Source organism: Hyphomonas sp. (assembly GCF_016125515.1).
In the GTDB taxonomy this organism is placed as follows: Bacteria; Pseudomonadota; Alphaproteobacteria; order Caulobacterales; family Hyphomonadaceae; genus Hyphomonas.
In genome coordinates this window covers 391,774-413,638 of sequence record NZ_WGLO01000001.1, presented here as the reverse complement: position 1 = coordinate 413,638, position 21,865 = coordinate 391,774, and the positions used below count along the sequence as shown (strand labels likewise).

Genomic DNA, 21,865 nt, shown 5'->3' with positions numbered 1-21,865 from the left:
TCGGCAAAAGCGGTTCGATCCGCGCCCATTGCTCATCAGAAAACCAAAAGAAGTCAGACATTGCCACTTGCCTCCTGAAACAGAGGCAGTGAATCATCATCCGCGATGGCCGGGAATCCTGTTTATGGGTCCGGACCCTAGATGTCTTAGGCCTGCGGCGTGATGCGGTAAACCGCCGTGGCCGTCATCACGATGCCCCGGGTGCCTTCGGCCGACCCGCCGGTGAAAAGGATCGTGCGGGTCTTGCGGTCAACGCGGGGTTTGTAACTCAGGGCTGACGGCTCGGCGCCCGCAGCGGCCACATCGAAGGTGACGGATACCAGATCGACCTGGTCTGGCGCACACCGGACTTCGGCATCGGCCCGGATAGCCTGGATCAGGCGAAGGGCGATGGCTTCGTCCGGGCGGGTCAGCTGAGTGTCGCTCATCAGGCTCTCCTTCAACCGCCCTGCCTGTAGCGGGCCGCGCGCCAAAAGAAAAGGGCCGCCCCGAAAGGCGGCCCTGATATTCTGAAACGACGCGATGACCAACTAGGGTCTTGATAAGGCAGCATCTGTTTCGCTTCGCAGGGCCAGTGCGTTACGCGGCGCGCACCTCCTCCCCGCGGACCGGCGAATCCGCGTGGCTCATCAGGTCGCCCAGATGGCCAAAGTCACTCATGCCGTGTACGGATTGCATCCAGCTGCCGATGGACGGCAGGAGATTGCCGATAGCCTTGTGGTCAAGGCCGGCATCCTGGAGTGCGGAAATCATGGAAAGGGCGACGCGGCGGCGGCCGCCGGGAGTCCGTTCGATCAGACGCGCGATCTCGCCCGTCGGGGCGCCGATCTCAACACCGGTCCGCGCTGCGAGAACGCGCGCGCCGGGAATCTTCTTGAACATGACTTCAGCAAGCGGGCTACCCTGGCGCTCGGCGCCATTGAGAACGATACCCAACGCTTGCTTGGAAACAGTGTCCGCGAGGCCATTGCTTGTAGCGATGTGCGCTATCAGATCAATCATCATTGGCAAAGGCACTCCTAGGATCAATGGCCTCGGGACAGCCCCAACTTCGCGTCCCGTGGTTTCCAGTTCCTTACCGGCGTGAACTTTTTTTCACCCCGGATGAAGAAAGCGATTAAGGCGCGTTAGTCCGGGGTAAACAGACGCAGCGGTTTTGTTTACGCTCATCGTAATGTGGCGCGGATCCGCGCGTGGAAGCGGTAAAGAGAGATGATACGCATCGGAATTCTCGGCGCAGCGAAAATCGCGCCACCTGCGCTGATCGAGCCCGTGAAGAAGCGGGCGGATTGCGAAGTCGTCTGCGTCGCTGCGCGGGACGCAGGGCGGGCGCGGGCTTACGCGGACGAGCACGCCATTCCGGAGATCGCCGAAGGCTACGAGGCGCTGATCGCGCGGCCGGACATTGACCTCATCTACAATGCCCTGCCCCCGCACCGGCACGCTGACCTGACCATCGCCGCCCTCGACGCCGGCAAGGCTGTGCTGTGCGAAAAGCCGTTCGCGATGAACGCAGGCGAAGCCCGCCGGATGGTGGAAGCGGCGACGCGGAACGGTCGGCCGCTGGTGGAGGCTTTCCATTACCGGTTCCATCCAATGTTCGCGGAGATCCTCGCGCAGCTGCGCGGCGGCGCCATCGGCAAGCTGTGTGCGATCCGGTCCGAATTCTCGGTGGCCATCAAGTACCGCCCGGGCGAGCTGCGACACGACCCAGCTCTCGGCGGCGGAGCTCTGATGGACCTTGGCTGCTACGCATTGCACTGGGCGCGGACGGTGGCCGGCTCCGAGCCGGACGTCTTGGAGGCCACCGCAAAGCTCAGCGAATACGGCGCCGATCTGACAACGACCGCCCGGCTCGCGTTCGACGGCGGTGTTTCGGCCCGTATCCGGACATCGATGGCGCCCGGCCAGAGCTTCAAGGCCTTGCTAGCGCTGCAAGGGACAGCAGGCGTGCTCGTGGCGACCAACCCGCTGCATCCGCACCGGGGCAACCAGATCCACATCCGCAGGGGTTTGTCGGTCAAACGCTACCATGTCTCCGGCCAATCCACCTACGACCACCAGCTGGCGCACATGATCGACGTGATGAACGGAAAAACCCCGCCCTTGACGGGCGGGGCTGATGCGGTGGCGAATATGGCGCTGATTGATGCGGTCTATGCCGCGGCCGGAGTGAACCGGCTGGTCTGATCAGGCGGCGTCCTGCGCCATCTCGATCCATTCTTCCACTTCCCCCTCGTGGAGCACCTGATCGTCGCGCAGAACGCGCTCGCCTTCTGGCGTCGACAGGAACTCCATGGTCAGCTCGAAAATGGTGCGGGCAGACGCGTTCGCGAGGTCCTCGCGGGAGGTGATGCCGGCCCCAACGAGCAGCTGGGCATCGTGAACGCGCAGGCCGGGCACATCCATCATCAGCCGGGTCTGGGCCTGCCAGGTGCGCAGCGCTTCGGACGTGATGTAGCGGATGTTCAACTCGAGTTCGACCATGTCGGGATCACAGTCCAGCAGGTCGCCGATTGTGGTGATACCCGCACGGGCGAGCGCCTTGGCGGTCTTGCGGCCGATGGACGGCGCTTCAACAACATCGTCTTCGCGCGTGATCGAGGCCATGCGACGCGGGGCCGAAGGCGCCTGCTCTGCCGCAGGGGGCTCGGCGGCCGCGACCGGTGCGGCGGACAGGTCCGGCTCGACCGGAACTTCCAGAACGAACGGGGCGTCGTCGGCCACGTCTTCCCCAATCGGCTCCACATGGACATCGGCGATGCGCTTGCGGGTCCCGAGCAGGCCGCGTGCAGGCACGCTGACCGAATCGCGGCGAACCAGTTCGGCCAGTTCGGTCGGAGGCACATCATCAACCGGCACCGCCGCGTCATCGGTGAGCACCAGTTCGGCCGGCGCCGCAGCCAGACGGTTTTCGTTCAGCGTACCGATGGGCGGAATCTCTTCGGCGTCGAGCTGTTTCAACGGGATACGGCGCACTTCCTTCGCGTGCAGGGCGCGGATTTTCTTGTCGTCGGCCGGCAGGGCCTTGATCACCTTCCCTGTCTTCTGGAATTCGGCATACATCTTCTCGACCGTGCGGCGGTCGCCGGCATCGTCCAGTTTGGCGGTGATCCAGCGCAGCGGGATGTCAAGCGCCTCGATATAGCCCTGCAGCGTCAGGTTCACCTTGGGCGGCGCCACGGCAGCCTCTTCGACGGCGCGCGACAGGATCGCGGCAAAACCGGCGGTCGCGTAGGCCACGAGGTCCGCAATCGCGGCCTGCATCGTTTCATCAAGCCCGGCGGGCGGGTTGGCGACGCCGGCCTCGAGATCGTAATGGTCGATGAAGACATCATAATACGGGTGGCTGCGCTCGGCGCCGGCGAGGACCATGTCCGAGACGAAGCCCATGCTGTCCGGCACATCGATCTCGGGATAGCCGGTGACGGCAATACGCGCGTCCGTTTCGGCGCGCGATTTGGCAATGCTCCATTCCACGGCGCGGTGGATGACGCCTTCGGCCTCGGTCTGGCCCGTGTGGAACGGCTGGATCGGATCGGCGTAATAATGGCTCAGCACACCGAACGCGTAGGCCGCCTCGCTCCAACGCTTCTTCGTCAGGAGTTCGACGCCGCGCGCATACCATTCCATGGCCTTGGCGCGGGCGCCGCCCCATTCACCTTCCGAGACGTGCAGGACGTGGTTCTTGAAGTCTTTGAACTCGACGTCCGGCGCCTTGGCGCCTTTCAGGAGGTGTTCGTGGTGGACCAGGAACAGCGACTTCCAGGCGTCGCCGTCGTCACCGCCGATCAGCGAGAGCGCATCGAACGCGATGAAATGGTGCGTCGAGCGGCAGCGGTGATTGCGGATCACGCGTTCAAGCAGGGTCATGGCCGGGTCCTTCGGGCGGCAAGCGATTCTGTGGGGGCGAAAGTCCGCGAAGATGGTGAATGCGCTGTTAACCCCGGGCGCGCGGCTTGGCAGGACGGGGCGGCGCATGATAAGGCCCAGTCATCGCAACAGGCGCTGAGCGCGGCCGTCTTCCGGCACATCCGGAGAGGCAACCGCGGCGCAGGAGGTTCCTGTGCGCGGAGCGACAAAATCGCTTCTCACTCAGGGACATTTCAGCCCGGGAGTGACCCATGAAGACCATTATCGAACCGTTCCGCATCAAATCTGTCGAGCCGATCCGGATGACCACGCGCGAAGAGCGCGAAGCGCTGCTGAAGTCGGCAGGTTACAATTTGTTCAAGCTGCATTCGGACGATGTGATCATCGACCTTCTGACCGACAGCGGCACGTCCGCCATGAGCGCGGCGCAATGGGGCGCCGTGATGACCGGCGACGAAAGCTATGCCGGGGCGCCGAGCTTCTATCGCTTCGAAGCGGCGGTGAAGGACCTGATGGACTTTGCCCACATCATCCCCGCCCACCAGGGCCGGGCGGCGGAACACCTCCTGTTCTCGCTGATCGCCAAAGAGGGCGACCTGATCCCCTCCAACACCCATTTCGACACCACGCGCGGCAATATCGAGGCGATGGGCGCCGAGGCGCTGGATCTTCCGATTGCGGAAGGCCGGGTGCCGTCGCTCGATCACCCGTTCAAGGGCAACATGGACCTCGCCGCGCTGGAGCGGGTCCTGAAGGAGAATGACGGGCAGGTTCCAGCGGTGATGATGACGATCACCAACAATGCCGGCGGCGGCCAGCCTGTGAGCCTTGCCAACATCCGCGGCGCGGCGGCCCTGGCCAAGGCCCATGGCAAGCCCTTCTATATCGACGGCTGCCGGTTTGCGGAGAATGCATGGTTCATCAAGCTGCGCGAAGAAGGTCAGATGGATCGTCCGATCAAGGACATTGTGCGCGACACGTTTGCCGTGGCCGACGGCATGACGATGAGCGCCAAGAAGGATGCCTTTGCCAATATCGGCGGCTGGCTGGCGCTGAACGATGACGCGCTGGCCGAACGCGCCCGCACCCTGCTGATCCAGACTGAGGGCTTTCCGACTTATGGCGGGCTTGCAGGCCGCGACCTCGATGCGATTGCGCAGGGCCTGAAGGAGATCATCGACGAGGATTACCTGCGCTACCGTGTCCGGACGAATGCCTACATTGCCGAGCGTCTTGATGCGATGGGCATACCGGTGGTCAAGCCGGCCGGCGGGCACGCCGTGTTCATCGATGCACGCGCGTTCCTGCCTCATATTCCGCCGCTGCAATACCCCGGCCAGGCGCTGACCTGCGCGATGTACGAGGCCGGCGGCATCCGCGCCTGCGAGATCGGCACAGTGATGTTCGGCCGGAAGCCAGACGGCACCGAAGCGCCCGGCGCGATGGATCTCGTCCGCCTCGCCATGCCCCGGCGCGTCTACACGCAAAGCCATGCCGACTATGTCGTCGAAGTGCTGGAAGAGGTCGCTGCCCGTAAGGACCACCTGCGCGGCCTGCGGATCACGAAAGAACCGCCCATGATGCGCCACTTCACGGCGGAGTTTGCGAAGCTTTAGCCTGACGTCGCGGCCAGGCGCTTGACGCCCTCCCGGACAAGCCTTCCAGTGTGCCTCAAAAGACGCAGGAGGAACACATGGCAGACGACGGCGCGTTTACACCTTTTCCCGGCTTCAAGCGCGGGCGGCTGGATGACGAGATCGTCAATCCGGAGCTCTATGCCAGCGAGGAGATCCACGAGGTTTATCGCAAGCTTCGCCACGAAGATCCGTTGCACTGGACGGAGCCGGAGGGCTTCCGGCCCTTCTGGTCGGTGACCAAGCAGGCCGACATCCTGGAGATCGAGCGCCAGCACGCTCTCTTCATCAACAGCGCCCGGACCTATCTGAGCCCGATTGCGGGCGAGGAGTGGATCAAGTCGATGACGGGCGACACGCACCTCTTCCGCACGCTGGTGGACCTTGATGACCCCGTGCACATGAAACTGCGCGCGCTGACGCAGGGCTGGTTCATGCCGCCCAATCTGCGCAAGCTGGAGGAGCGGATTGCCGGGCTGGCCAAGGAGCACGTCGACCATATGGCGAGCCTCGGCAGCGAATGCGACTTCGTGAAAGAGGTCGCGCTCTGGTATCCCCTGCGCGTGATCAATTCGATCCTCGGCATTCCGAGGTCGGACGAAAAATTCATCATGAAGATGACGCAAGAGATCTTCGGCCCGGGCGATCCGGATGTGGCGGCGGAGAGCGAAAACGTTTCGACGGATGGACCGTCGATGACCAGCGAAACCGGCGTGAACCTGTTGCAGACGGCGCAGGAACTGTTTGCTTATTTTGGCGCAATCACCGAAGCCCGCCGTGCAAACCCGACCGATGACCTCGCCAGCGTGATCGCCAACGGTAAGATCGACGGCGCGCCGATCGGCGAGCGCGAGGCGATGAGCTATTACATCATCGTCGCGACGGCAGGGCACGATACGACGAGTTCGACCGCATCGGGCGGCCTCCTCGAGCTGATCCGCCGGCCGGACCAGATGATGAAGCTGAAAAGCGATCTATCGCTGCTGCCCAACGCAGTCGAGGAAATGATCCGCTGGGTGACGCCGGTGAAGCATTTCATGCGCACGGCGACGCAGGACTACGAGATGCGCGGCAAGACCATTCGCGCGGGCGACGGGCTCACATTGTTCTACTGGTCGGGCAACCGCGACGAGGACGTGTTCGATGCTCCGTTCGAGTTCCGAGTGGACCGGGACGTGAAGAAGCAGGTGGCGTTCGGGCACGGCGTGCACCTCTGCCTTGGCATGCACATGGCGCGGATGGAGATCAAGGCGCTGTTCAACGAACTCCTGCCCCGGCTCAAATCGATCGAGCTGACAGGCGAGCCGAAGAATACGCGCGCGAACTTCGTCTCCGGCCTGAAGAGCCTGCCGGTGCGCTACCGCATCGACTGACTGCGCAGAAAAAAGCCTCCGTGCGCACACGGAGGCTTTTCATTTCAATTCACTGGTTCCCTAGCGGACTGCAAAATCCGTCGGCTCGACGCTCTTGCCGTCCTTGCCGGTCTCGCCCTTCGGCTGGCCGTGCTTGTTCGGGCCCATGAAGCCGAACAGGTGGCCGGCCACTTTCCGGATCTGGATCTCTTCGGAGCCCTCCGTGATCCGGTAGCGGCGGTGGTGGCGGTAGATGTGCTCGAACGGCTTGTGGCGGGAATAGCCGATGCCGCCATGCACCTGCATGGCGCGGTCGGCCGCCTCGCAGACGAGCCGGTTGGCATAGTAGTTACACATCGAGACCTTGTCGGAGAGTTTGATCGCCACTTCCGGCTTCGACATCTGATCCATTTCCCAGGCCGTCTTGAAGATCAGCAGTCGGAGCATCTCGGCCTGCGTGGCCAGCTCGACCAGGGGGAACTGGATGGCCTGGTTGGTGGCCAGCGGCTTGCCGAAGGGCTTGCGCTCCAGCGCGTATTTCACGCTCTCATTGATGCAGTAGATTGCCGCGCCGCAGGAAGAGGCCGCCTGGCGGATACGGTTCTCGTGGACGAAGTGCTGCGCGAGCGCGAGGCCACCTTCCGGCGGACCGAACACGGCGTCTTCCGGCACCCAGACGTCCTTGATGGTGAGGCGCGGGTGGTCCGTCGGCATGTTGAAGGTCCACATATACTCTTCAATGATCACACCGGGGTCGTGCGCCGGAATGATCAGGCAAGTGATGCCTTTTGCGTCGCCGTCCTTTCCGCTTGTTCGGCAGAACAGCATGATGTGCGTGGCGACGTGCATGCCGGTGATCCACATCTTCTCGCCATTGATCAGCCAGCCGTCCTTGCCGTCCTTCTTGTGGCGCACGGCGCGGGTTTCCATGTGGGTCGCGTCCGAGCCGTGGTGCGGCTCGGTGAGACCGAAACAGGCGATGAACTTTCCTTCCAGTGCGGCGGTCGCAAGGTGTTTCTGATCCGGGCGCGCAAAGTCGCGCAGCATCAGGATCTGCGGGAAGTTGCCGACGATCGAGTGTTCGTTCTGCAGGTCGTTGTGCAGGCCGAGGCCCTTCTTCGCGAAATGCTCGCGGATGATCGCCATGCCGAGGTTGGTGCCGTCCTGCCCTCCGAATTCCTTGGGCAAGGCGTAACGCAGGTGACCCGCCTTGTCGGCGCGCTTCTTGGCCTCACGCAGCAGCGCTTCCCATTCCGGGCGCGGCAGGCCGTCATTGTCAAAGTCGGTGCGCGCCCATTCGCGGCGATGGTCAAAGAAGCGTTCGTTATCGTCCTGCGCCTGCAGGGGCTTGATTTCGTCCTCGATGAACTTGTCCAGCACGACCAGATAGTCGGCGATATCCTGCGGAATATTGAAGTCCATGGCGTGTCTCCCGGTTGTGCCCTTGCTGGCGCTCACCATACGCCTGCCAGTGTACGCGGCAATTTGTGCCGCCGGGGCAAGCGGCGGTCGCGCCTCACGAATGGTACGAATCGTTCTCCAATAATCATGAATTCAGGATCCTGAACGCTTGACGAATTGTTCAGCGTTCGATAGTCAATACGTAAGGCACCCAGCCTGACCACCGAATGCATCATCAACCCCGAACGACAAGGCACCCTCCCATGCTCCGTTCTACTCTTACCGCCGCCGCTTTTGTGGCCATCGCTGCTCCGGCGTTTGCCAGCAATTCCTACACGTTCGAAACCGTGAACCCGGTTTCCGAAAAGCGCGTCGTCGCTGAAAGCGTCGTTTGGTCCTGCGAAGGCACGACCTGCACCGCTGAACTCGACCGCAAGGCCCCGACCGTTCGCATCTGCAAGAAGATCGCGAAGGAAGTTGGCGAGCTGACCGCTCTGCGCAACACGAAGTCGGAACTCACGGCTGAACAGCTCGCCGAATGCAACGCGGCTGCGAAGAAGTAATCTCGATCTCTCCAAGCCTCTCCTCGGGCCGCCAGGGCAACCTGGCGGCTTTTTTTGATCGCGCGACCGGCGGCGCGCCGGATGTTCCGCGCGCGTCTTTGTGATTCGGTCGCCCCGTACTTGAGTGTTGGCAGCCAGCCCGGCGGCGCGCATGATGCACCGGGTCCGCACAAGGAAGACCACCATGCCGCTGGCAGCCAAACGCACGCCTGACGAACGCTTCACGGATCTTCCGGGCTTCGACTACGCGCCGCACTATGTTGACACCCTGCACGGCTATGAAGGTCTTCGGGTGCACTTTGTCGATGAAGGCCCACGCGACGCGCCGCATACATTCCTGTGTCTGCACGGCCAGCCGTCATGGAGCTATCTCTATCGCAAGATGATCCCGGTCTTCCTACAATCGGGTGCACGCGTGGTGGCGCCGGACTGGCTCGGGTTCGGACGATCGGACAAGCCGGTGGAAGACAGTACGTATACGTTCGAATTCCACCGCAACATGATGATCGCGCTGATCCGGCATCTGGATCTGAAACACGTCACACTGGTCGTGCAGGACTGGGGCGGCCTGCTTGGCCTCACCGTGCCGATGGAGATGCCAGACCGCTTCGAACGCCTGATCGTGATGAATACGACCCTCGCCGTGGGCCAGTCGCCCAGTGAGGGCTTCGACAACTGGAAAGCCTTTGCAGGCAGCCAGCCCGACATGGAAGTCGCCGCCCTGATGAAACGGGGCACGCCGATCCTGAGTGATGCGGAGGCGGCGGCCTATGGCGCGCCTTTTCCGGATATTTCTTTCAAGGCAGGCGTGCGCCAGTTTCCCAAATTGGTAATGGTGGCGCCCGACATGGCGGGCGTAGACATTTCGAAACGCGCTGCAGCCTGGTGGGCTTCCGATTGGAACGGTCCCAGCTTCATGGCCGTTGGAGCGTCTGACCCCGTACTCGGCCCGCCGGTGATGGCGGCGCTGCGCGCAGGCATCAAGGGATGCCCGGAGCCGCTGGTGCTGCCGGAGGCTGGGCACTTCGTCCAGGAATGGGGCGAACCCATCGCGCGCGCCGCGCTCGCGCATTTCGGAGGAACTTGACCGATGGCCGACATCTATTCCGCCTTCTCCGCAGACGTGGCGAACCAGCCGCAATGGGTCCAGATCTGGCTCAACGTGCTGGTCGGAGTCCTCGTCCTGTCGCTTCCCTTCAGCCTCGTCCGCGTCGAAGCACGCTGGACCCTGCTCGGGTTCGTACTCGGGGCCGCCGCCGTGCTCGGCCTGTACAGTCAGTTCGGCTACTCGCGTCTGCTCGGCCTCGGTCATGTCGTCTTCTGGACGCCGCTCCTCGCCTATCTTCTGGCGCGGCGGCGTCATTGGCGCGTCAAGGAGACATGGGCCGGCAAGTGGATCGTGGCAGCGATTTGTGTGCTGATGATCTCGCTAGCCTTCGACTATGTGGACGTGGCGCGCTGGATCGCAGGGGACAGGTGATGCAGAAGCCCGAAGCCGGCTGCGGCGCCGCCATCCGCGATAGCATGGGCCGATTGCTGCTGATTCAGCGACTGCGCGAACCCGAAGCGGGCGCGTGGGGGCTGCCCGGCGGCAAGATCGATTTCGGTGAGCGCGCCGCTGAAACAGCACGGCGCGAGATTGCCGAGGAACTGGGCATCGAGATAGAGATTCTGTACCTCGCCTGTATCGCGGAAACCATCGATGCCGGCGACGGACGCCATTGGATCGCACCGGTTTACGAAGCGCGGATCACGTCCGGCGAGCCCCGCAACGCGGAGCCGGAGAAACATGGCGGATGGGGCTGGTTCGACCCGCACGCACTTCCGGCGAATCTCACGACGCCCGTAAAGAGCTATCTGTCCGCTCTCGGCACAGAGTGCACCGCACAATGATTAACGCGAGCTTGTGACAACGTAGGACATCACAATTCTGCAAATTTCATCGCACAAGTTTAAGGCGAAACAGCGCCATGAATGGCGGCACGGATGTTGCAAAATTGACCCCTGAAGCGCTAATGGGCGCATGGTGACGAGGCCGGGGCGGCCAATCAGAATCGCAAGAACCGAGGGTGACATGAGCGAGACCGTAGCAATCCTTGCCGAGCTGGGCGTCAGCCCGAAATCGATCCGCAAGAACTGGAACGAAGCACGGCTATACGAGACGGCTGTTGCCGCGGGCGAAGCACGCGTTGCCAAAGGCGGCGCGCTTGTGGTCGAGACCGGCCAACACACGGGCCGCTCGGCGAAAGACAAGTTCACGGTGCGCGATGCACTGACCGAAGACACCGTCTGGTGGGACAACAACGCCCCGATGACGCCCGCCAATTTTGATGCTCTGTGGGCGGACTTCAAAGCCCATATCGCCAAGCAGGATATGTATTCACAGGACCTGTTCGGCGGCGCAGATCTCGACTACCGTCTGCCCGTGACCGTGGTCACCGAATTTGCCTGGCACTCGCTTTTCATCCGCCACCTGCTGCGCCTTCCGACGATCGACGAACTGGCGAATTTCAAGACCGAATTCACCATCATCAACTGCCCGAGCTTCCGCGCGGATCCGGTCAAGCATGGCACGCGCTCGGAAACCGTGATCGCCGTCAACTTCACCAAGCGCCTCGTCCTGATCGGCGGCACGTCCTATGCCGGTGAGACGAAGAAATCGGTCTTCACCATCCTCAACTACCTGCTGCCGTCACAGGGTGTCATGCCCATGCACTGCTCGGTTAACACCAGCGACAAGGACGATGCGGCCATCTTCTTCGGCCTGTCCGGCACCGGAAAGACGACGCTGTCGGCCGATGCGTCGCGCACGCTGATCGGCGATGACGAGCACGGCTGGTCCGAGAACGGACTCTTCAACTTCGAAGGCGGCTGCTACGCCAAAATGATCAAGCTGTCGGCCGAAGCCGAGCCGGAAATCTACGCCACCACTAAACAATGGGGCACGGTGCTCGAGAACGTGGTGATGGACGCTGCCACCCGCGAACTCGACCTCGACTCGGCGGCGCTGGCTGAAAACTCGCGCGGCGCCTATCCGATTGAAGCGATCCCGAACGCCTCGCTCACCGGCCGATGCGGCCAGCCGAAAAACCTTATCATGCTGACGGCTGACGCCTATGGCATCATGCCGCCGATCGCGAAGCTCACCCCAGCGCAGGCCATGTACCACTTCCTGTCGGGCTACACCGCGCGCGTCGCGGGTACAGAAAAAGGCGTGACCGAGCCTTCGGCCACCTTCTCCACCTGCTTTGGCGGCCCATTCATGCCGCGCCACCCCTCCGAGTATGGCAACCTGCTGCGCCGCCTGATCGCCAAGTATGATGTTGATTGCTGGCTGGTATCCACCGGTTGGACCGGTGGTCCGTACGGTCAGGGCAACCGCATGCCGATCAAGGCGACCCGCGCGCTGCTCAACGCAGCCCTGGATGGCTCGCTGAATTCGGTCCAGTTCCGCAAGGACGACACGTTCGGCTTCATGGTGCCGACCGCTGTGGCCGGCGTCGACTCCCGGATCCTCGACCCGCGCTCGACCTGGGCTGACAGCGCCGCTTACGACGCCCAGGCTGCGAAACTCGCCGACATGTTCGTCGAGAACTTCAAAAAGTTCGAAGCCTATGTCGATGACGCGGTGAAAGCCGCAGCACCGAAAGCCAAAATCACGGCCTGATCAGCCGCTGACACGTGAAATTGAACCCGCCCGGTCGTCCCCGGGCGGGTTTTTTCATGGGAAAGGCTCCGTTGACGTTAAGGGAAGTCTGGCGCTGGCGGGGCGCGGTCGTTAGGGTGCGCCGCACATAGACCCCAACCCTTCCGGAGGAAGCCATGCGTGAAGCCGTAATCGTATCCTATGCCCGCACGGGCATGACCAAGACCCACCGTGGGGGTCTGAACGACACCCACCCGATCGTCATGGGCGGCCACGTGATGAGCTCCGCGCTTGAGCGCGCTGGAGTCGAAGCAGCTGCCGTCGAAGACGTGTTCTTCGGTTCGGCCCAGCCGGAAGGCGCAACCGGCATGAACGTCGCGCGCAATATCGCGCTCGCCGCCGGCTGCCCCTCCTCGACCGCGGGCGCCACGATCAACCGTTTCTGCTCGTCGGGCCTGCAGGCCATCGCGAACGCAGCCCACACGGTCATCCATGAAGGCGCGCCGGTAGCTGTCGGTGGCGGCGTTGAAAGCCTGTCGCTCGTCGCCCACTCCGGTCAGACGAATCGTCACCGCATCGTCGAAGAAGGCCTGTTCAAGAAATGGCCGGCGGTCTGGATGTCGATGATCGAAACAGCCGAAATCGTCGCCGAACGCTACAAGGTCAGCCGCGAATACCAGGACGAGTACTCGGCGGAAAGCCAGGCGCGTACGGCCGCCTTCCAGGAGAAGGGCTACATGGCGCAGGAAATCGTTCCGCTGAAAACGAAGATGAAGCTCGTCAACAAGGAAACCAAGGAAGAAACTTTCCAGGAAGTCCTCGTCGACCGTGACGATTGCAACCGCCCCGGCACCACTGCCGAATCCCTCGCCGGCCTGAAGCCTGTCTTCTCGGGCGGCATGGTCGTGAAGGAAGGCAAGTACATCACCGCTGGCAACGCCTCGCAGCTGTCGGATGGCGCCGCTGCGGTCGTCGTTATGGAAGCGAAAGAAGCTGCGAAACGTGGCCTCAAGCCGCTTGGCCGTTTCGTCGGCTTCAACGTTGCGGGTTGCGATCCGGACGAAATGGGCATCGGCCCGGTCTTCGCTGTGCCGCGTCTGCTCGAGCGTCATGGCCTGAAGGTTGACGACATCGACCTCTGGGAACTGAACGAAGCCTTCGCATCGCAGTGCCTCTATTCGCGCGACCGTCTGGGCATCGACCCGGCGAAGTACAACGTCAACGGCGGCTCGATCTCCATCGGCCACCCGTTCGGCATGACCGGCGCACGTTGCACCGGCTCGATCCTGATGGAAGGCCAGCGCCGCAAGGCGAAATGGGGCGTCGTCACGATGTGCATCGGTGGCGGCCAGGGCGCAGCCGGCCTGTTCGAAATCTACAGCTGATCGCTTTGACAAACTGACAAGACCGGAAAGGGCGGCCCGAGGGTCGCCCTTTTCTTATGGGTGGTTGAAGGCACGCTCCCTTCTTTGCGCCACCAGACCGTGTCATGAAACGGCTGAAACAGGAGCCGTTCCCATGATCATGCGCATTTCTTCCGGACTGTCGGCCCTCGCCATTCTGGCCGCTTGCGGCGCGCTGCAGGCCAGCCAGCCCGAGGAAGCGCCGGTCGAGGACTCCGCGCCCGTCGTTGAGGCGACCGCATTCCTGACCGAAAACGCACCCGCACCGGAAGGCGCAACGGACACCAAGGGCGACGGCATCTACCGCGATGCTGAAGGCCGCCCGTTCAACTATGCCCTGCTCGGCCAGAAGCTCCCCGAATTCAAGGCGCCGCGCGCCAATGGCAGCGTCTTTGATTCCGCCGCCATTACCCAGTGGACCGTGATCGATGTGTGGGGTGCATGGTGCAGCGACTGCGTCGCGGATGGCCCCTATGTGGCCGCGCTTGAGCGCGCGATCGCGCAGGATCCGGACCTCGACTTCATGTCCATCCACGTGCCGGCCAGCGCGGCCCGCGCAACGCCTGCCGAAATGTGGGGCAAGTACGGTTCGCTCGACGCCTATTTCGAATCGGCCGGTTACCGCCTGCCTACCGCGCTAGATCTCGATGGCAGCCTGCGCGACCAGCTGAAGATCAGCTGGACGCCTACCTACCTGCTGGTCTCGCCGGACGGCATCGTACGCGGCTTCCGGAGCGACCTGTCGGTGGCGGGCAACGAACCGGTGAAGGACTTCCTGCGCGATGTTGCGCGCGTGAAAGGCGAAGTGCGCCAGGCCGCGCTTCTGGTGATCGGCCCCAACGGGGTCGGCGACCTCAACAAGGCAACGCCGTTCACGGTCAGCGTGGTTGAAAGCGTGTTCACCGGCTATGATGTCATCCCGGTTACCGGCGCGGGGTCCGATGTGGCGACGTTCGAAGTGCGCCCCAAGGGCAGCGAAGCGGCGCGCTATCGGATCGAACCGGACTGGACGCGGGGGTATATCGCCCGTGTCAGCACAAGCGACCCGGCCGTGCGCGGCCCCGACGGCGAAACCATCGGCCAGACCACGCTGGGCGAGCTTTCCGAAGCGGCCCGGGCGGCCTGCTCGCAGGACGCCGGCGCGCCCGGCCTTCTGGTCTGTCCGGATCCGTCCGCACCGGCTTCCTTCGTCCGGATCTACGACACAGGCGCCGCGGGCGAGAACGAGGCTTCCGCCAAGCTGGCAGAGCTGCGCTACCTCGCGCCGACGCCCTGATCCGCCCCGATTCCGGCGTTCGGCCGCCCGGCCTGGATCCGGAACGGCACTCCGTTTCAGCCGCCTGCGACGAAACTGGCCGAGAGGTTTGAATCTTCGCGCCGGGCGGTCTAACCTGTCGTGGAATTCACGATCGGATGAAGACAGGAAAGCTCACCGCGATGCTGCATCCCTCTACCAAGCGCCTTATCGACAAGCTGAGCGACATGACGCGCAAGCAGCGCGTGACCTGGACCGAAGGGGAGAACGCGACGGTCGTCCATGACACCGAAGGCTACCGGGTCGTCCTGACGCCCGAGCCGCATGCCGTGCTGCTGACCGATGCGCTGGGCCGGGAGATCGAAACCTGCCTGCCCGAGGAATTCGCCGACGACGTCGACTCGCACGGGCGGCCCTATTCGAAGTTCGTGGCAGAACTCTACCGCGAAGCCAGCCGCCACGCGCGCGGCACAGAGAAGGCGATCCGCACCCTGCTGGCCGGTCTCGAAGCGGTGGAAGCCGAACCCGAGATCGCGGCGCCCGCTGCCACCGCGCTCGACCAGCCCGACGCCACGACCGACGAGACCGCCCCGCTTGAAAGTGAAACGGAAATCACAGCCGCCGTCGCCACCCTGGCGGACCAGATCAACGCCGCGCCGCCGGCCGTTGTTGCAGAGCCCGAGGCCGAAGCGGTCGCGGCTGAGCCCGAACCGGAACCCGAGCCTGTAGTGGAATTGGCCGCACCAGAGCCGGAACCGGAACCTGAAGTCGAACCGGAGGCGGAGTCGGAACCGGCCTTGCTGATCGAGACCGCCGCCGCGCCCGAATTGATCGTCGAAGAACCGGCGGCCTCGGTCGAAGTTGCGCCGCTGGCGGACGAGCCAGGCTCCTTCGGCACATTCGGTGCGTTCCTGGGCAGCCCTGCGCCGGCTGAAACTGCGACCGAAACGGACCCATCTGATCCGGCCGAGATCGCCCCTCCGGCGCCCGAGCCGGCGGCGCAGCCTGAGCCCAAACCCGAACCCGTCACCGCGGAGATTGTCCCCGAGCCGGAGCCTCAGCCGGTCGCCGCAACCGAAGCCCCGCCGCCGGCACCGGAATCGAAACCAGAGCCCGAGCCGGAACCTGCCGCCGCTGTGGCCGCACCGGCGGTGCCGACGCTGCCCCAGCCGATCTCGCTCTCGTCGATACCCTTCGGCTTCGGCCTCGGCGCCGCCCAGCGCACGAGCGCACCGGCGCCTGAACCCAAACCGCCCGTCGAACCTGAACCGGCCGCCGCAGCCGAGCCGCCGAAGCGCCTGGTGATCGACGGCACGCTGGATCTGCCCGAGATCCTGCCGGAGGACTTCGCCGATGCGGCCTCCGCCGAGCCCTATCCGCCGCCGACGCCGCAAGCGAGTCCTGCTGACCTGAAGGACGAGGCGCCGGCTCGCCCGGCAGAGCCCGGCGCGCCGCGCCGGTTCAACCCCTGGAACTAGCGCGAACCGCCGCAACTGTTGCGCTGAAAGCACTCAGTCCGTCAGAACGGTCCAAATCGACTCCCCAGTCGGGCGAGCGGCGTTTGTCTTCGCACGCGGCTGTGACACATCCCCTGCAAACCTGTCCGTTTGGCCTCTTGTCCAATCGCCCCCTGCCGAAGGTCTCTTCCATGCTGTCATCCTCCGCTCTCCGCCGGCGCTCCGCGGGCATCAGCCTTGTGGCCCTGGCCGTGTTCGGCGGGCCCGCCCTTGCCCAGTCCACAGAGGACGAGACCGTTGCCCGGCTGGGCACGGTGACGGTGACGGCCCAGCGCGTCGAAGAAGACCTGCAGGAAGTCCCCATCTCGATCACGACTTTGTCGGACGAGAAACTCGATACGCTGAAGGCTTCCGGCGCCGACGTAAGGTTCCTTTCGGCCCGCGTGCCGAGCGTAATTGCCGAAAGCTCTTTCGGCCGCGCGTTCCCGCGCTTCTACATCCGCGGCATCGGCAACACTGATTTCGACCTCAATGCCTCACAGCCGGTCAGCCTGGTCTATGACGATGTGCCGTATGAAAGCCCGATCCTGAAGGGTTTCCCGGTCTTCGACCTTGAGCAGATCGAAGTGCTGCGCGGCCCGCAAGGCACCCTGTTCGGTCGCAATACGCCGGGCGGCATCATCAAGTTCGACTCGCGCACGCCGCAGAACGAGTTCGAGGGTTATGTTCGTGCATCGTACGGCAACTACAACACCCGTGATGTCGAAGGCGCGGTAAACCTGCCGGTTGTCGACGATGTCCTCGCCGTACGTGTTTCCGGTCTCTACCAGGAGCGCGATCCCTATGTGGACAACGCCTATACCGGCCAGAAGGACCGCTACGAAGGCTTCAAGGAGCTGGCCGGGCGCGCGCAGGTCTTGTTCACGCCCGAGGGCTCTGATTTCTCGGCGCTTCTGAACCTGCACGCCCGCTCCAACGATGGCGACGCGCGCCTTTTCCGTGCCAACATCATCGATGCCGGCAAGAAAGGCCTCGGCGCCGGCTTCGACCGCGACACGGTGTATTTCGACGGACAGAACTTCCTGACACAGGATACGTCAGGCGTGACACTGCGCCTCGACAAGTCGCTGACCGATTCCATAGATGTGACCTATATAATCGGCTTGGAATCCGCCTCGATCGAAAGCCGCGGCGACATTGATGGCGGCTTCGGTGCTGCTTTCCTTGGCGCCGGCAATTTCGGACCCGGCAACATTCCGTTCCCGGTCGAAACCAGCGGCGCAGTCGACTCGTTGAACCAGACGACCCACGAAGTACGCTTCATGTTCGACAATGGCGGGCGCCTGCGCGCGCAGGCGGGCGTCTTCCTGTTCCAGGAAGATGTCGCCATCACATCGCGTAGCTTTGCGACCCTTACGCCGGGCCAGCCGCAGACCTCGGTCGCCCGGCGCGCACTCGATACCGACAGCAAGGCGGTGTTCGCCTCACTCAGTTATGACGTGACCGACCGGTTGGTTGTCGCAGGCGGCGCCCGCTGGACCGAGGACGACAAGCAGTTCCGTGCGGCCGGTGACCAGCGCGAGCTCGGCGACGAGCAAGTCAGCTGGGACGTCTCGGCCACCTACACGGCCAATGACCAGATGAACGTCTACGGACGGGTCGCCAAGGGCTTCCGCGGCCCGACCGTGCAGCAGCGCTTCGGCGCGCCGTCACAGGCCAACAGCGAAACGGTTCTTTCCTACGAGCTCGGCACCAAGACCCAGCTCTTCGACGACCGCCTGCGCGCGAACGTCAGCGTCTACGCCTTCGATATGGAAGGCCAGCAGCTGACAATCGTGGGTGGACTGACGAATGATGTCTCGCTGTTCAATGCTGACGAGAGCAGCGGTTATGGCTTCGAAGCGGATATCGAAGCGGCGCCGCTGCCGAACCTCCTGCTGACTGGCGGATTGTCCTCCAACAAGACCGAATTCAAGGATGCGGTGATCATTGCACCGGGCTGCGGCGCGCCCTGCACGATCCTCGACCCGGCTGTCTATGCCAGTGATGGCATTACGCTGATCGGCTACAATATTTCCGGCAACTCATTCCCGAATGCGCCGGAATGGATCGCTAACATGACCGCGCGCTATGCAATCCCCGTCATGGGCGGCGAGTATTACGGCTTCACCGACTGGGCCTACAAGGGCGAGACGAACTTCTTCCTGTATGACAGCGTCGAGTTCGGTCAAGAGGGCTATTGGGAAGGCGGCTTGAAGTTCGGCTACAAGTCGGATCGCGGATATGACGCTTCGATCTTTGTGCGGAACATACTGGACGAAGAGGCACTCGAAGGTGCCATCGACTTCAACAACCTCACAGGTTTCGTCAATGAGCCGAGAACCTACGGCGTTCAGCTGCGCTGGGACTTCTAGGTCGCTTTAGCCATCGCAGCGGTGCGCTCGCACACCTTGGGCGTCAGGCTCATGACGCCGGTCATGCGCGACCGGTCGTCGTAGAATTCGAGCCGCAGCGCGATGTCGTGACCGTCGAGGTAAGAGGCTAGATAACCGGCGCATGCCTGACGGAACGTATCTTGCCGGCGGCGGCTCTCCATGAGCGCGCCGTCGCTGCGCACCTTGACCCGGGCCTGCTTGGCATCGCCGGTAACGATCACCGCACGCGGCTCGTCGCGAACGACCAGCTGCGCTCGGCGCACCGCTTCCTGCGCCTGACGCTCAGTGAACGCGACGCGCTTCTCCGGGCTCGCGCGATCGAAGTTGAAGCCTGCATCGTGCGTGAAATAAAGAAACGCACTGACGACGAGCACAACGGGTGTGGCAATCTTGTCCATACCCGGCACTCTAGCGGGTTATGGCTAACACGCTGTGTCGGCAAGCGATTGAATCGACACCGGCCAATTAATCCTGCAGCAAGGATCAGACGGGCGAAATGTCCGTGACCTTGTAGGTTTGCGCGTCACTGCCCGGATGGTCGATCGTGATGTATTCGCCCTCGCGGAACACGTGGGCCCCGAAGCGGAATACCGCTTCGTCATCGCCTTCCGACTCCTCGTCATAATGGAAGAACCACTTGTCGCCGCGATGGGTGAGCCAGCCGTCTGCCTTTTCGGCGGGATCGGGATGGAACCGGTACACGCGGCAAGCCTTGCGCTGTGTGCGCCAGGCTCCGACGTCGAGATGCCCCTCCGCATCGATCGGCGCAATGATCATATAGCCTTGCGACGGGTCGCCGGCGGGAAGGCCCGGATTTCGGGCAAGCTGAAGGGTTATGCGTCGTAGCGTCATGATCGGCCTCCGGAAGGGTTCAACGGGCAAGTGCCAGGGCGGGCGCGTTTTCGGCCTCGAGCAGCCTGCGGCTGGTTCCACCGAACAGACGCTCGCCCAGGCGCGAGTGTCCATAGGCGCCAGCGATGATCATCGTCGCGCCGGTCTTTGCCGCGAGATTGAGCAGTGCGCCGGCCACTTGGCCTTCGAGGCTTTCGGACCGTACCGTCACGCCCTTGCGCTTCAGCCAGTCTTCGAGGGAATCGGTTGCGATACCGGGCCGCGCGCCATCGCGCTCGGCATCCTTGCGATTCTGCGCGATGATCACCTCGCCGGCGGCGCGGATCAACGGCAGATGAAAACGCACGGCGCGCGAGGCCGCGTTCGAGCCGTCCCACCCCACGATCACCGGGCCCGGCTTGAAACGCTCGGTGCCCGCCAGAACGACGGGCAGGCGCGCATCCATCAGCACATAGTCAAAGGCCATCGACAGGGGCTCGCCCGTCTTGGCGGCGCTGCGCGGAAACACGATGGCTTCGGCCAGCGTGGCCGCGCTGGCGGCTGCATGTTCGGACGTACCCACTTGATGCAGGAAGGTGCATTCCAGCCCGTGTGCGCCTGCCGTGACCGTATCGCGGAAGGCGTTTTCGGATTTGGCGAGGATGTCCTTCTGAAGCTCCATCACGTTCTGGACAGCGGCGGCGGACATGCCTGCCGACTCCGGCGTCGAGACAACCATGAGTGCGGATTGCGGGTCGGGCAGCGCACACAGGCCGATGAGCGGAAGGTTCATGCGTTGGGCGATGGCGAGTGCAGACTGGGTCGTCGAGATGTCGACGTCCGTCGAGCCTTCGAGCATGGCGATGATAGACACGGCGATCCTCCTTGCAGCCTGATGCAGCCACTAACAGGCCTCTACCATCACGCGGCTGAGGCGGGACTAAGGAGTCTTACCTAATTGCCCTTGCGGCGGCAATACGGGCGCGGGCAATGCGGTCTGCCACATAGTTTGTAGGCTGATCGGTTCTGCGCGCTTCATCCAGAACATCGCCGAGCGTGACGATCAGTTTCGCCAGTGTCGCATCCACCCACTCGCGCGAATAGCTGCCCGAAATCTCCGCCGCCACGTTGATGATGCCGCCGCCATTGATCACGTAGTCGGGCGCATAGAGGATGCCCTTGCGGCGCAGGAACTCGCCCATCTCGGGAACGACCAGCTGGTTGTTCGCGCCGCCCGCGATGCCCTTCACCTTGAACCGCGCAAGCGTCTTTTCGTTGACGACGGCGCCCAGGGCGTTCGGCGAGAAGATGTCTGCCTCGACATCGTAGATGTCCCCGGGCGCAACGACGCGCGCGCCGGTGCTTTTCGACACGGCGGCCAGGGCCTCCTGGTCGATGTCGGTGATGATAAGGTTTGCGCCCGCCGCCGCCAGGTGCTTGCAGGTATAGCCGCCGACTGAACCGACACCCTGCACGGCGATGGTGCGGCCGGTCAGGTCATCGGTGCCGAAAAGGCGCTTCGCCACCTCTCGGATGCCGAGATAGACGCCCCGCGCGGTAACCGGCGAAGGATCGCCGCTTGCGGCTGCGCCCTCGTCCAACCCGGCCACAAACCGCGTCTCTTGGCGCACGACCGACATGTCGGACACGTCCACGCCGACATCCTCAGCGGTGTAGTAGGTGCCTTGCAGGCTCTCCACCGCCCGGCCGAAGGCGCGGAACAGCTCCGGCGACTTGTCGGATTTCGGGTCGCCCCAGATGACGGCCTTGCCACCGCCCAGCGGAATTCCGGCCATGGCGTTCTTGTAGCTCATGCCCTGCGACAAACGCAGCACATCGGTCATCATCGCGTCGCCTGTGGGATAATTCCACATCCGGCAGCCTCCGGCAGCCGGCCCCAGGGCCGTGGAATGGACCGCAATCACGCTTTTCAGGCCCGTGGCCGCGTCGTGGAAGGCGTGAACGCCCTCATGGGCATCATAGGAGGGGTGGTCGAACATCTCTGCGGCCCGGAG

20 protein-coding genes are annotated in these 21,865 nt (G+C 63.5%); 12 read left to right on the top strand and 8 right to left on the bottom strand.

The annotated features are described in order from the left end of the window. Window positions 1–146 precede the first annotated feature (146 nt). Together GC148_RS01995 and GC148_RS01990 are read right to left on the bottom strand one after the other, a co-directional pair. Window positions 147–428, bottom strand: coding sequence for a hypothetical protein (locus tag GC148_RS01995; protein ID WP_291068354.1), 282 nt, complete (start codon window positions 426–428; stop codon window positions 147–149). A 151-nt stretch (window positions 429–579) separates the two neighbouring features. Further along, a complete protein-coding gene (locus GC148_RS01990; protein WP_291068353.1) occupies window positions 580–1,005 on the bottom strand; it encodes a hypothetical protein in 426 nt (141 codons plus the stop codon). A 207-nt stretch (window positions 1,006–1,212) separates the two neighbouring features. On the opposite strand from GC148_RS01990, the gene GC148_RS01985 reads away from it, so the two are divergent. Then, window positions 1,213–2,190 carry a Gfo/Idh/MocA family oxidoreductase gene (locus tag GC148_RS01985; RefSeq protein WP_291068352.1) on the top strand — a complete coding sequence of 326 codons (978 nt, stop codon included), beginning with the start codon at window positions 1,213–1,215 and terminating at the stop codon, window positions 2,188–2,190. Here the strand turns inward: GC148_RS01985 and GC148_RS01980 are convergent, their stop codons facing one another. After that, window positions 2,191–3,873, bottom strand: coding sequence for a DUF4332 domain-containing protein (locus GC148_RS01980; protein WP_291068351.1), 1,683 nt, complete (start codon window positions 3,871–3,873; stop codon window positions 2,191–2,193). A gap of 251 nt (window positions 3,874–4,124) precedes the next feature. On the opposite strand from GC148_RS01980, the gene GC148_RS01975 reads away from it, so the two are divergent. Then, window positions 4,125–5,489, top strand: a complete 1,365-nt coding sequence (locus GC148_RS01975) for a tryptophanase (RefSeq protein WP_291068350.1) — start codon at window positions 4,125–4,127, stop codon at window positions 5,487–5,489. 77 nt (window positions 5,490–5,566) lie between these two features. Further along, complete coding sequence (locus GC148_RS01970) at window positions 5,567–6,880, top strand: cytochrome P450 (RefSeq protein WP_291068349.1); 1,314 nt, start codon at window positions 5,567–5,569, stop codon at window positions 6,878–6,880. A gap of 60 nt (window positions 6,881–6,940) precedes the next feature. On the opposite strand, the gene GC148_RS01965 is transcribed toward GC148_RS01970, so the two are convergent. Next, a complete protein-coding gene (locus tag GC148_RS01965) occupies window positions 6,941–8,281 on the bottom strand; it encodes an acyl-CoA dehydrogenase family protein (RefSeq protein WP_291068348.1) in 1,341 nt (446 codons plus the stop codon). Window positions 8,282–8,523: 242 nt separating this feature from the next. Here GC148_RS01965 and GC148_RS01960 point away from each other — a divergent pair, with 242 nt between their 5' ends. The 9 genes from GC148_RS01960 to GC148_RS01920 all read left to right on the top strand — a co-directional run bounded on the left by GC148_RS01960 (window position 8,524) and on the right by GC148_RS01920 (window position 18,998). Further along, window positions 8,524–8,823 carry a hypothetical protein gene (locus GC148_RS01960; RefSeq protein ID WP_291068347.1) on the top strand — a complete coding sequence of 100 codons (300 nt, stop codon included), beginning with the start codon at window positions 8,524–8,526 and terminating at the stop codon, window positions 8,821–8,823. Between the two features lie 184 nt (window positions 8,824–9,007). Then, complete coding sequence (locus GC148_RS01955; protein WP_291068346.1) at window positions 9,008–9,910, top strand: haloalkane dehalogenase; 903 nt, start codon at window positions 9,008–9,010, stop codon at window positions 9,908–9,910. A 3-nt stretch (window positions 9,911–9,913) separates the two neighbouring features. Next, window positions 9,914–10,303, top strand: a complete 390-nt coding sequence (locus GC148_RS01950) for a hypothetical protein (RefSeq protein WP_291068345.1) — start codon at window positions 9,914–9,916, stop codon at window positions 10,301–10,303. Beyond that, window positions 10,303–10,716, top strand: a complete 414-nt coding sequence (locus GC148_RS01945) for an NUDIX domain-containing protein (RefSeq protein ID WP_291068344.1) — start codon at window positions 10,303–10,305, stop codon at window positions 10,714–10,716. The genes GC148_RS01950 and GC148_RS01945 overlap by 1 nt, the downstream gene beginning before the upstream one ends. Window positions 10,717–10,897: 181 nt before the next feature. Continuing rightward, a complete protein-coding gene (locus GC148_RS01940; protein WP_291068343.1) occupies window positions 10,898–12,490 on the top strand; it encodes a phosphoenolpyruvate carboxykinase in 1,593 nt (530 codons plus the stop codon). 155 nt (window positions 12,491–12,645) lie between these two features. Further along, window positions 12,646–13,854, top strand: a complete 1,209-nt coding sequence (locus GC148_RS01935) for an acetyl-CoA C-acyltransferase (protein WP_291068342.1) — start codon at window positions 12,646–12,648, stop codon at window positions 13,852–13,854. Window positions 13,855–13,987: 133 nt separating this feature from the next. Beyond that, a complete protein-coding gene (locus GC148_RS01930) occupies window positions 13,988–15,148 on the top strand; it encodes a TlpA disulfide reductase family protein (protein WP_291068341.1) in 1,161 nt (386 codons plus the stop codon). Between the two features lie 137 nt (window positions 15,149–15,285). Then, window positions 15,286–16,605: a hypothetical protein gene (locus GC148_RS01925; protein ID WP_291068340.1), complete on the top strand. Its 1,320-nt coding sequence runs from the start codon at window positions 15,286–15,288 to the stop codon at window positions 16,603–16,605. A 170-nt stretch (window positions 16,606–16,775) separates the two neighbouring features. Continuing rightward, window positions 16,776–18,998 carry a TonB-dependent receptor gene (locus GC148_RS01920; RefSeq protein WP_291068339.1) on the top strand — a complete coding sequence of 741 codons (2,223 nt, stop codon included), beginning with the start codon at window positions 16,776–16,778 and terminating at the stop codon, window positions 18,996–18,998. On the opposite strand, the gene GC148_RS01915 is transcribed toward GC148_RS01920, so the two are convergent. From GC148_RS01915 to GC148_RS01900, 4 genes are all read right to left on the bottom strand, one after another. Continuing rightward, window positions 18,995–19,417 (bottom strand): hypothetical protein, encoded by a 423-nt coding sequence (locus tag GC148_RS01915; RefSeq protein WP_291068338.1) that lies wholly within the window; start codon window positions 19,415–19,417, stop codon window positions 18,995–18,997. The two genes, GC148_RS01920 and GC148_RS01915, sit on opposite strands and share 4 nt — an antisense overlap. Before the next feature lie 85 nt (window positions 19,418–19,502). Next, window positions 19,503–19,871 (bottom strand): hypothetical protein, encoded by a 369-nt coding sequence (locus GC148_RS01910; RefSeq protein ID WP_291068337.1) that lies wholly within the window; start codon window positions 19,869–19,871, stop codon window positions 19,503–19,505. 19 nt (window positions 19,872–19,890) lie between these two features. Next, a complete protein-coding gene (locus GC148_RS01905; protein WP_291068336.1) occupies window positions 19,891–20,724 on the bottom strand; it encodes a universal stress protein in 834 nt (277 codons plus the stop codon). Between the two features lie 76 nt (window positions 20,725–20,800). Further along, window positions 20,801–21,850 carry a Glu/Leu/Phe/Val dehydrogenase dimerization domain-containing protein gene (locus GC148_RS01900; RefSeq protein WP_291068335.1) on the bottom strand — a complete coding sequence of 350 codons (1,050 nt, stop codon included), beginning with the start codon at window positions 21,848–21,850 and terminating at the stop codon, window positions 20,801–20,803. Between the last annotated feature and the right edge of the window lie 15 nt (window positions 21,851–21,865).

Bases quoted from the DNA above. Each gene is read 5' to 3' on its own strand.
- GC148_RS01965 (WP_291068348.1), bottom strand. From the start codon at position 8,281: ATGGACTTCAATATTCCGCAGGATATCGCCGACTATCTGGTCGTGCTG.
- GC148_RS01925 (WP_291068340.1), top strand. From the start codon at position 15,286: ATGAAGACAGGAAAGCTCACCGCGATGCTGCATCCCTCTACCAAGCGC.
- GC148_RS01990 (WP_291068353.1), bottom strand. From the start codon at position 1,005: ATGATGATTGATCTGATAGCGCACATCGCTACAAGCAATGGCCTCGCG.
- GC148_RS01960 (WP_291068347.1), top strand. From the start codon at position 8,524: ATGCTCCGTTCTACTCTTACCGCCGCCGCTTTTGTGGCCATCGCTGCT.
- GC148_RS01970 (WP_291068349.1), top strand. From the start codon at position 5,567: ATGGCAGACGACGGCGCGTTTACACCTTTTCCCGGCTTCAAGCGCGGG.
- GC148_RS01930 (WP_291068341.1), top strand. From the start codon at position 13,988: ATGATCATGCGCATTTCTTCCGGACTGTCGGCCCTCGCCATTCTGGCC.
- GC148_RS01985 (WP_291068352.1), top strand. From the start codon at position 1,213: ATGATACGCATCGGAATTCTCGGCGCAGCGAAAATCGCGCCACCTGCG.
- GC148_RS01975 (WP_291068350.1), top strand. From the start codon at position 4,125: ATGAAGACCATTATCGAACCGTTCCGCATCAAATCTGTCGAGCCGATC.
- GC148_RS01935 (WP_291068342.1), top strand. From the start codon at position 12,646: ATGCGTGAAGCCGTAATCGTATCCTATGCCCGCACGGGCATGACCAAG.
- GC148_RS01920 (WP_291068339.1), top strand. From the start codon at position 16,776: ATGCTGTCATCCTCCGCTCTCCGCCGGCGCTCCGCGGGCATCAGCCTT.
- GC148_RS01955 (WP_291068346.1), top strand. From the start codon at position 9,008: ATGCCGCTGGCAGCCAAACGCACGCCTGACGAACGCTTCACGGATCTT.
- GC148_RS01940 (WP_291068343.1), top strand. From the start codon at position 10,898: ATGAGCGAGACCGTAGCAATCCTTGCCGAGCTGGGCGTCAGCCCGAAA.
- GC148_RS01980 (WP_291068351.1), bottom strand. From the start codon at position 3,873: ATGACCCTGCTTGAACGCGTGATCCGCAATCACCGCTGCCGCTCGACG.
- GC148_RS01995 (WP_291068354.1), bottom strand. From the start codon at position 428: ATGAGCGACACTCAGCTGACCCGCCCGGACGAAGCCATCGCCCTTCGC.
- GC148_RS01915 (WP_291068338.1), bottom strand. From the start codon at position 19,417: ATGGACAAGATTGCCACACCCGTTGTGCTCGTCGTCAGTGCGTTTCTT.
- GC148_RS01950 (WP_291068345.1), top strand. From the start codon at position 9,914: ATGGCCGACATCTATTCCGCCTTCTCCGCAGACGTGGCGAACCAGCCG.
- GC148_RS01900 (WP_291068335.1), bottom strand. From the start codon at position 21,850: ATGTTCGACCACCCCTCCTATGATGCCCATGAGGGCGTTCACGCCTTC.
- GC148_RS01910 (WP_291068337.1), bottom strand. From the start codon at position 19,871: ATGACGCTACGACGCATAACCCTTCAGCTTGCCCGAAATCCGGGCCTT.
- GC148_RS01945 (WP_291068344.1), top strand. From the start codon at position 10,303: ATGCAGAAGCCCGAAGCCGGCTGCGGCGCCGCCATCCGCGATAGCATG.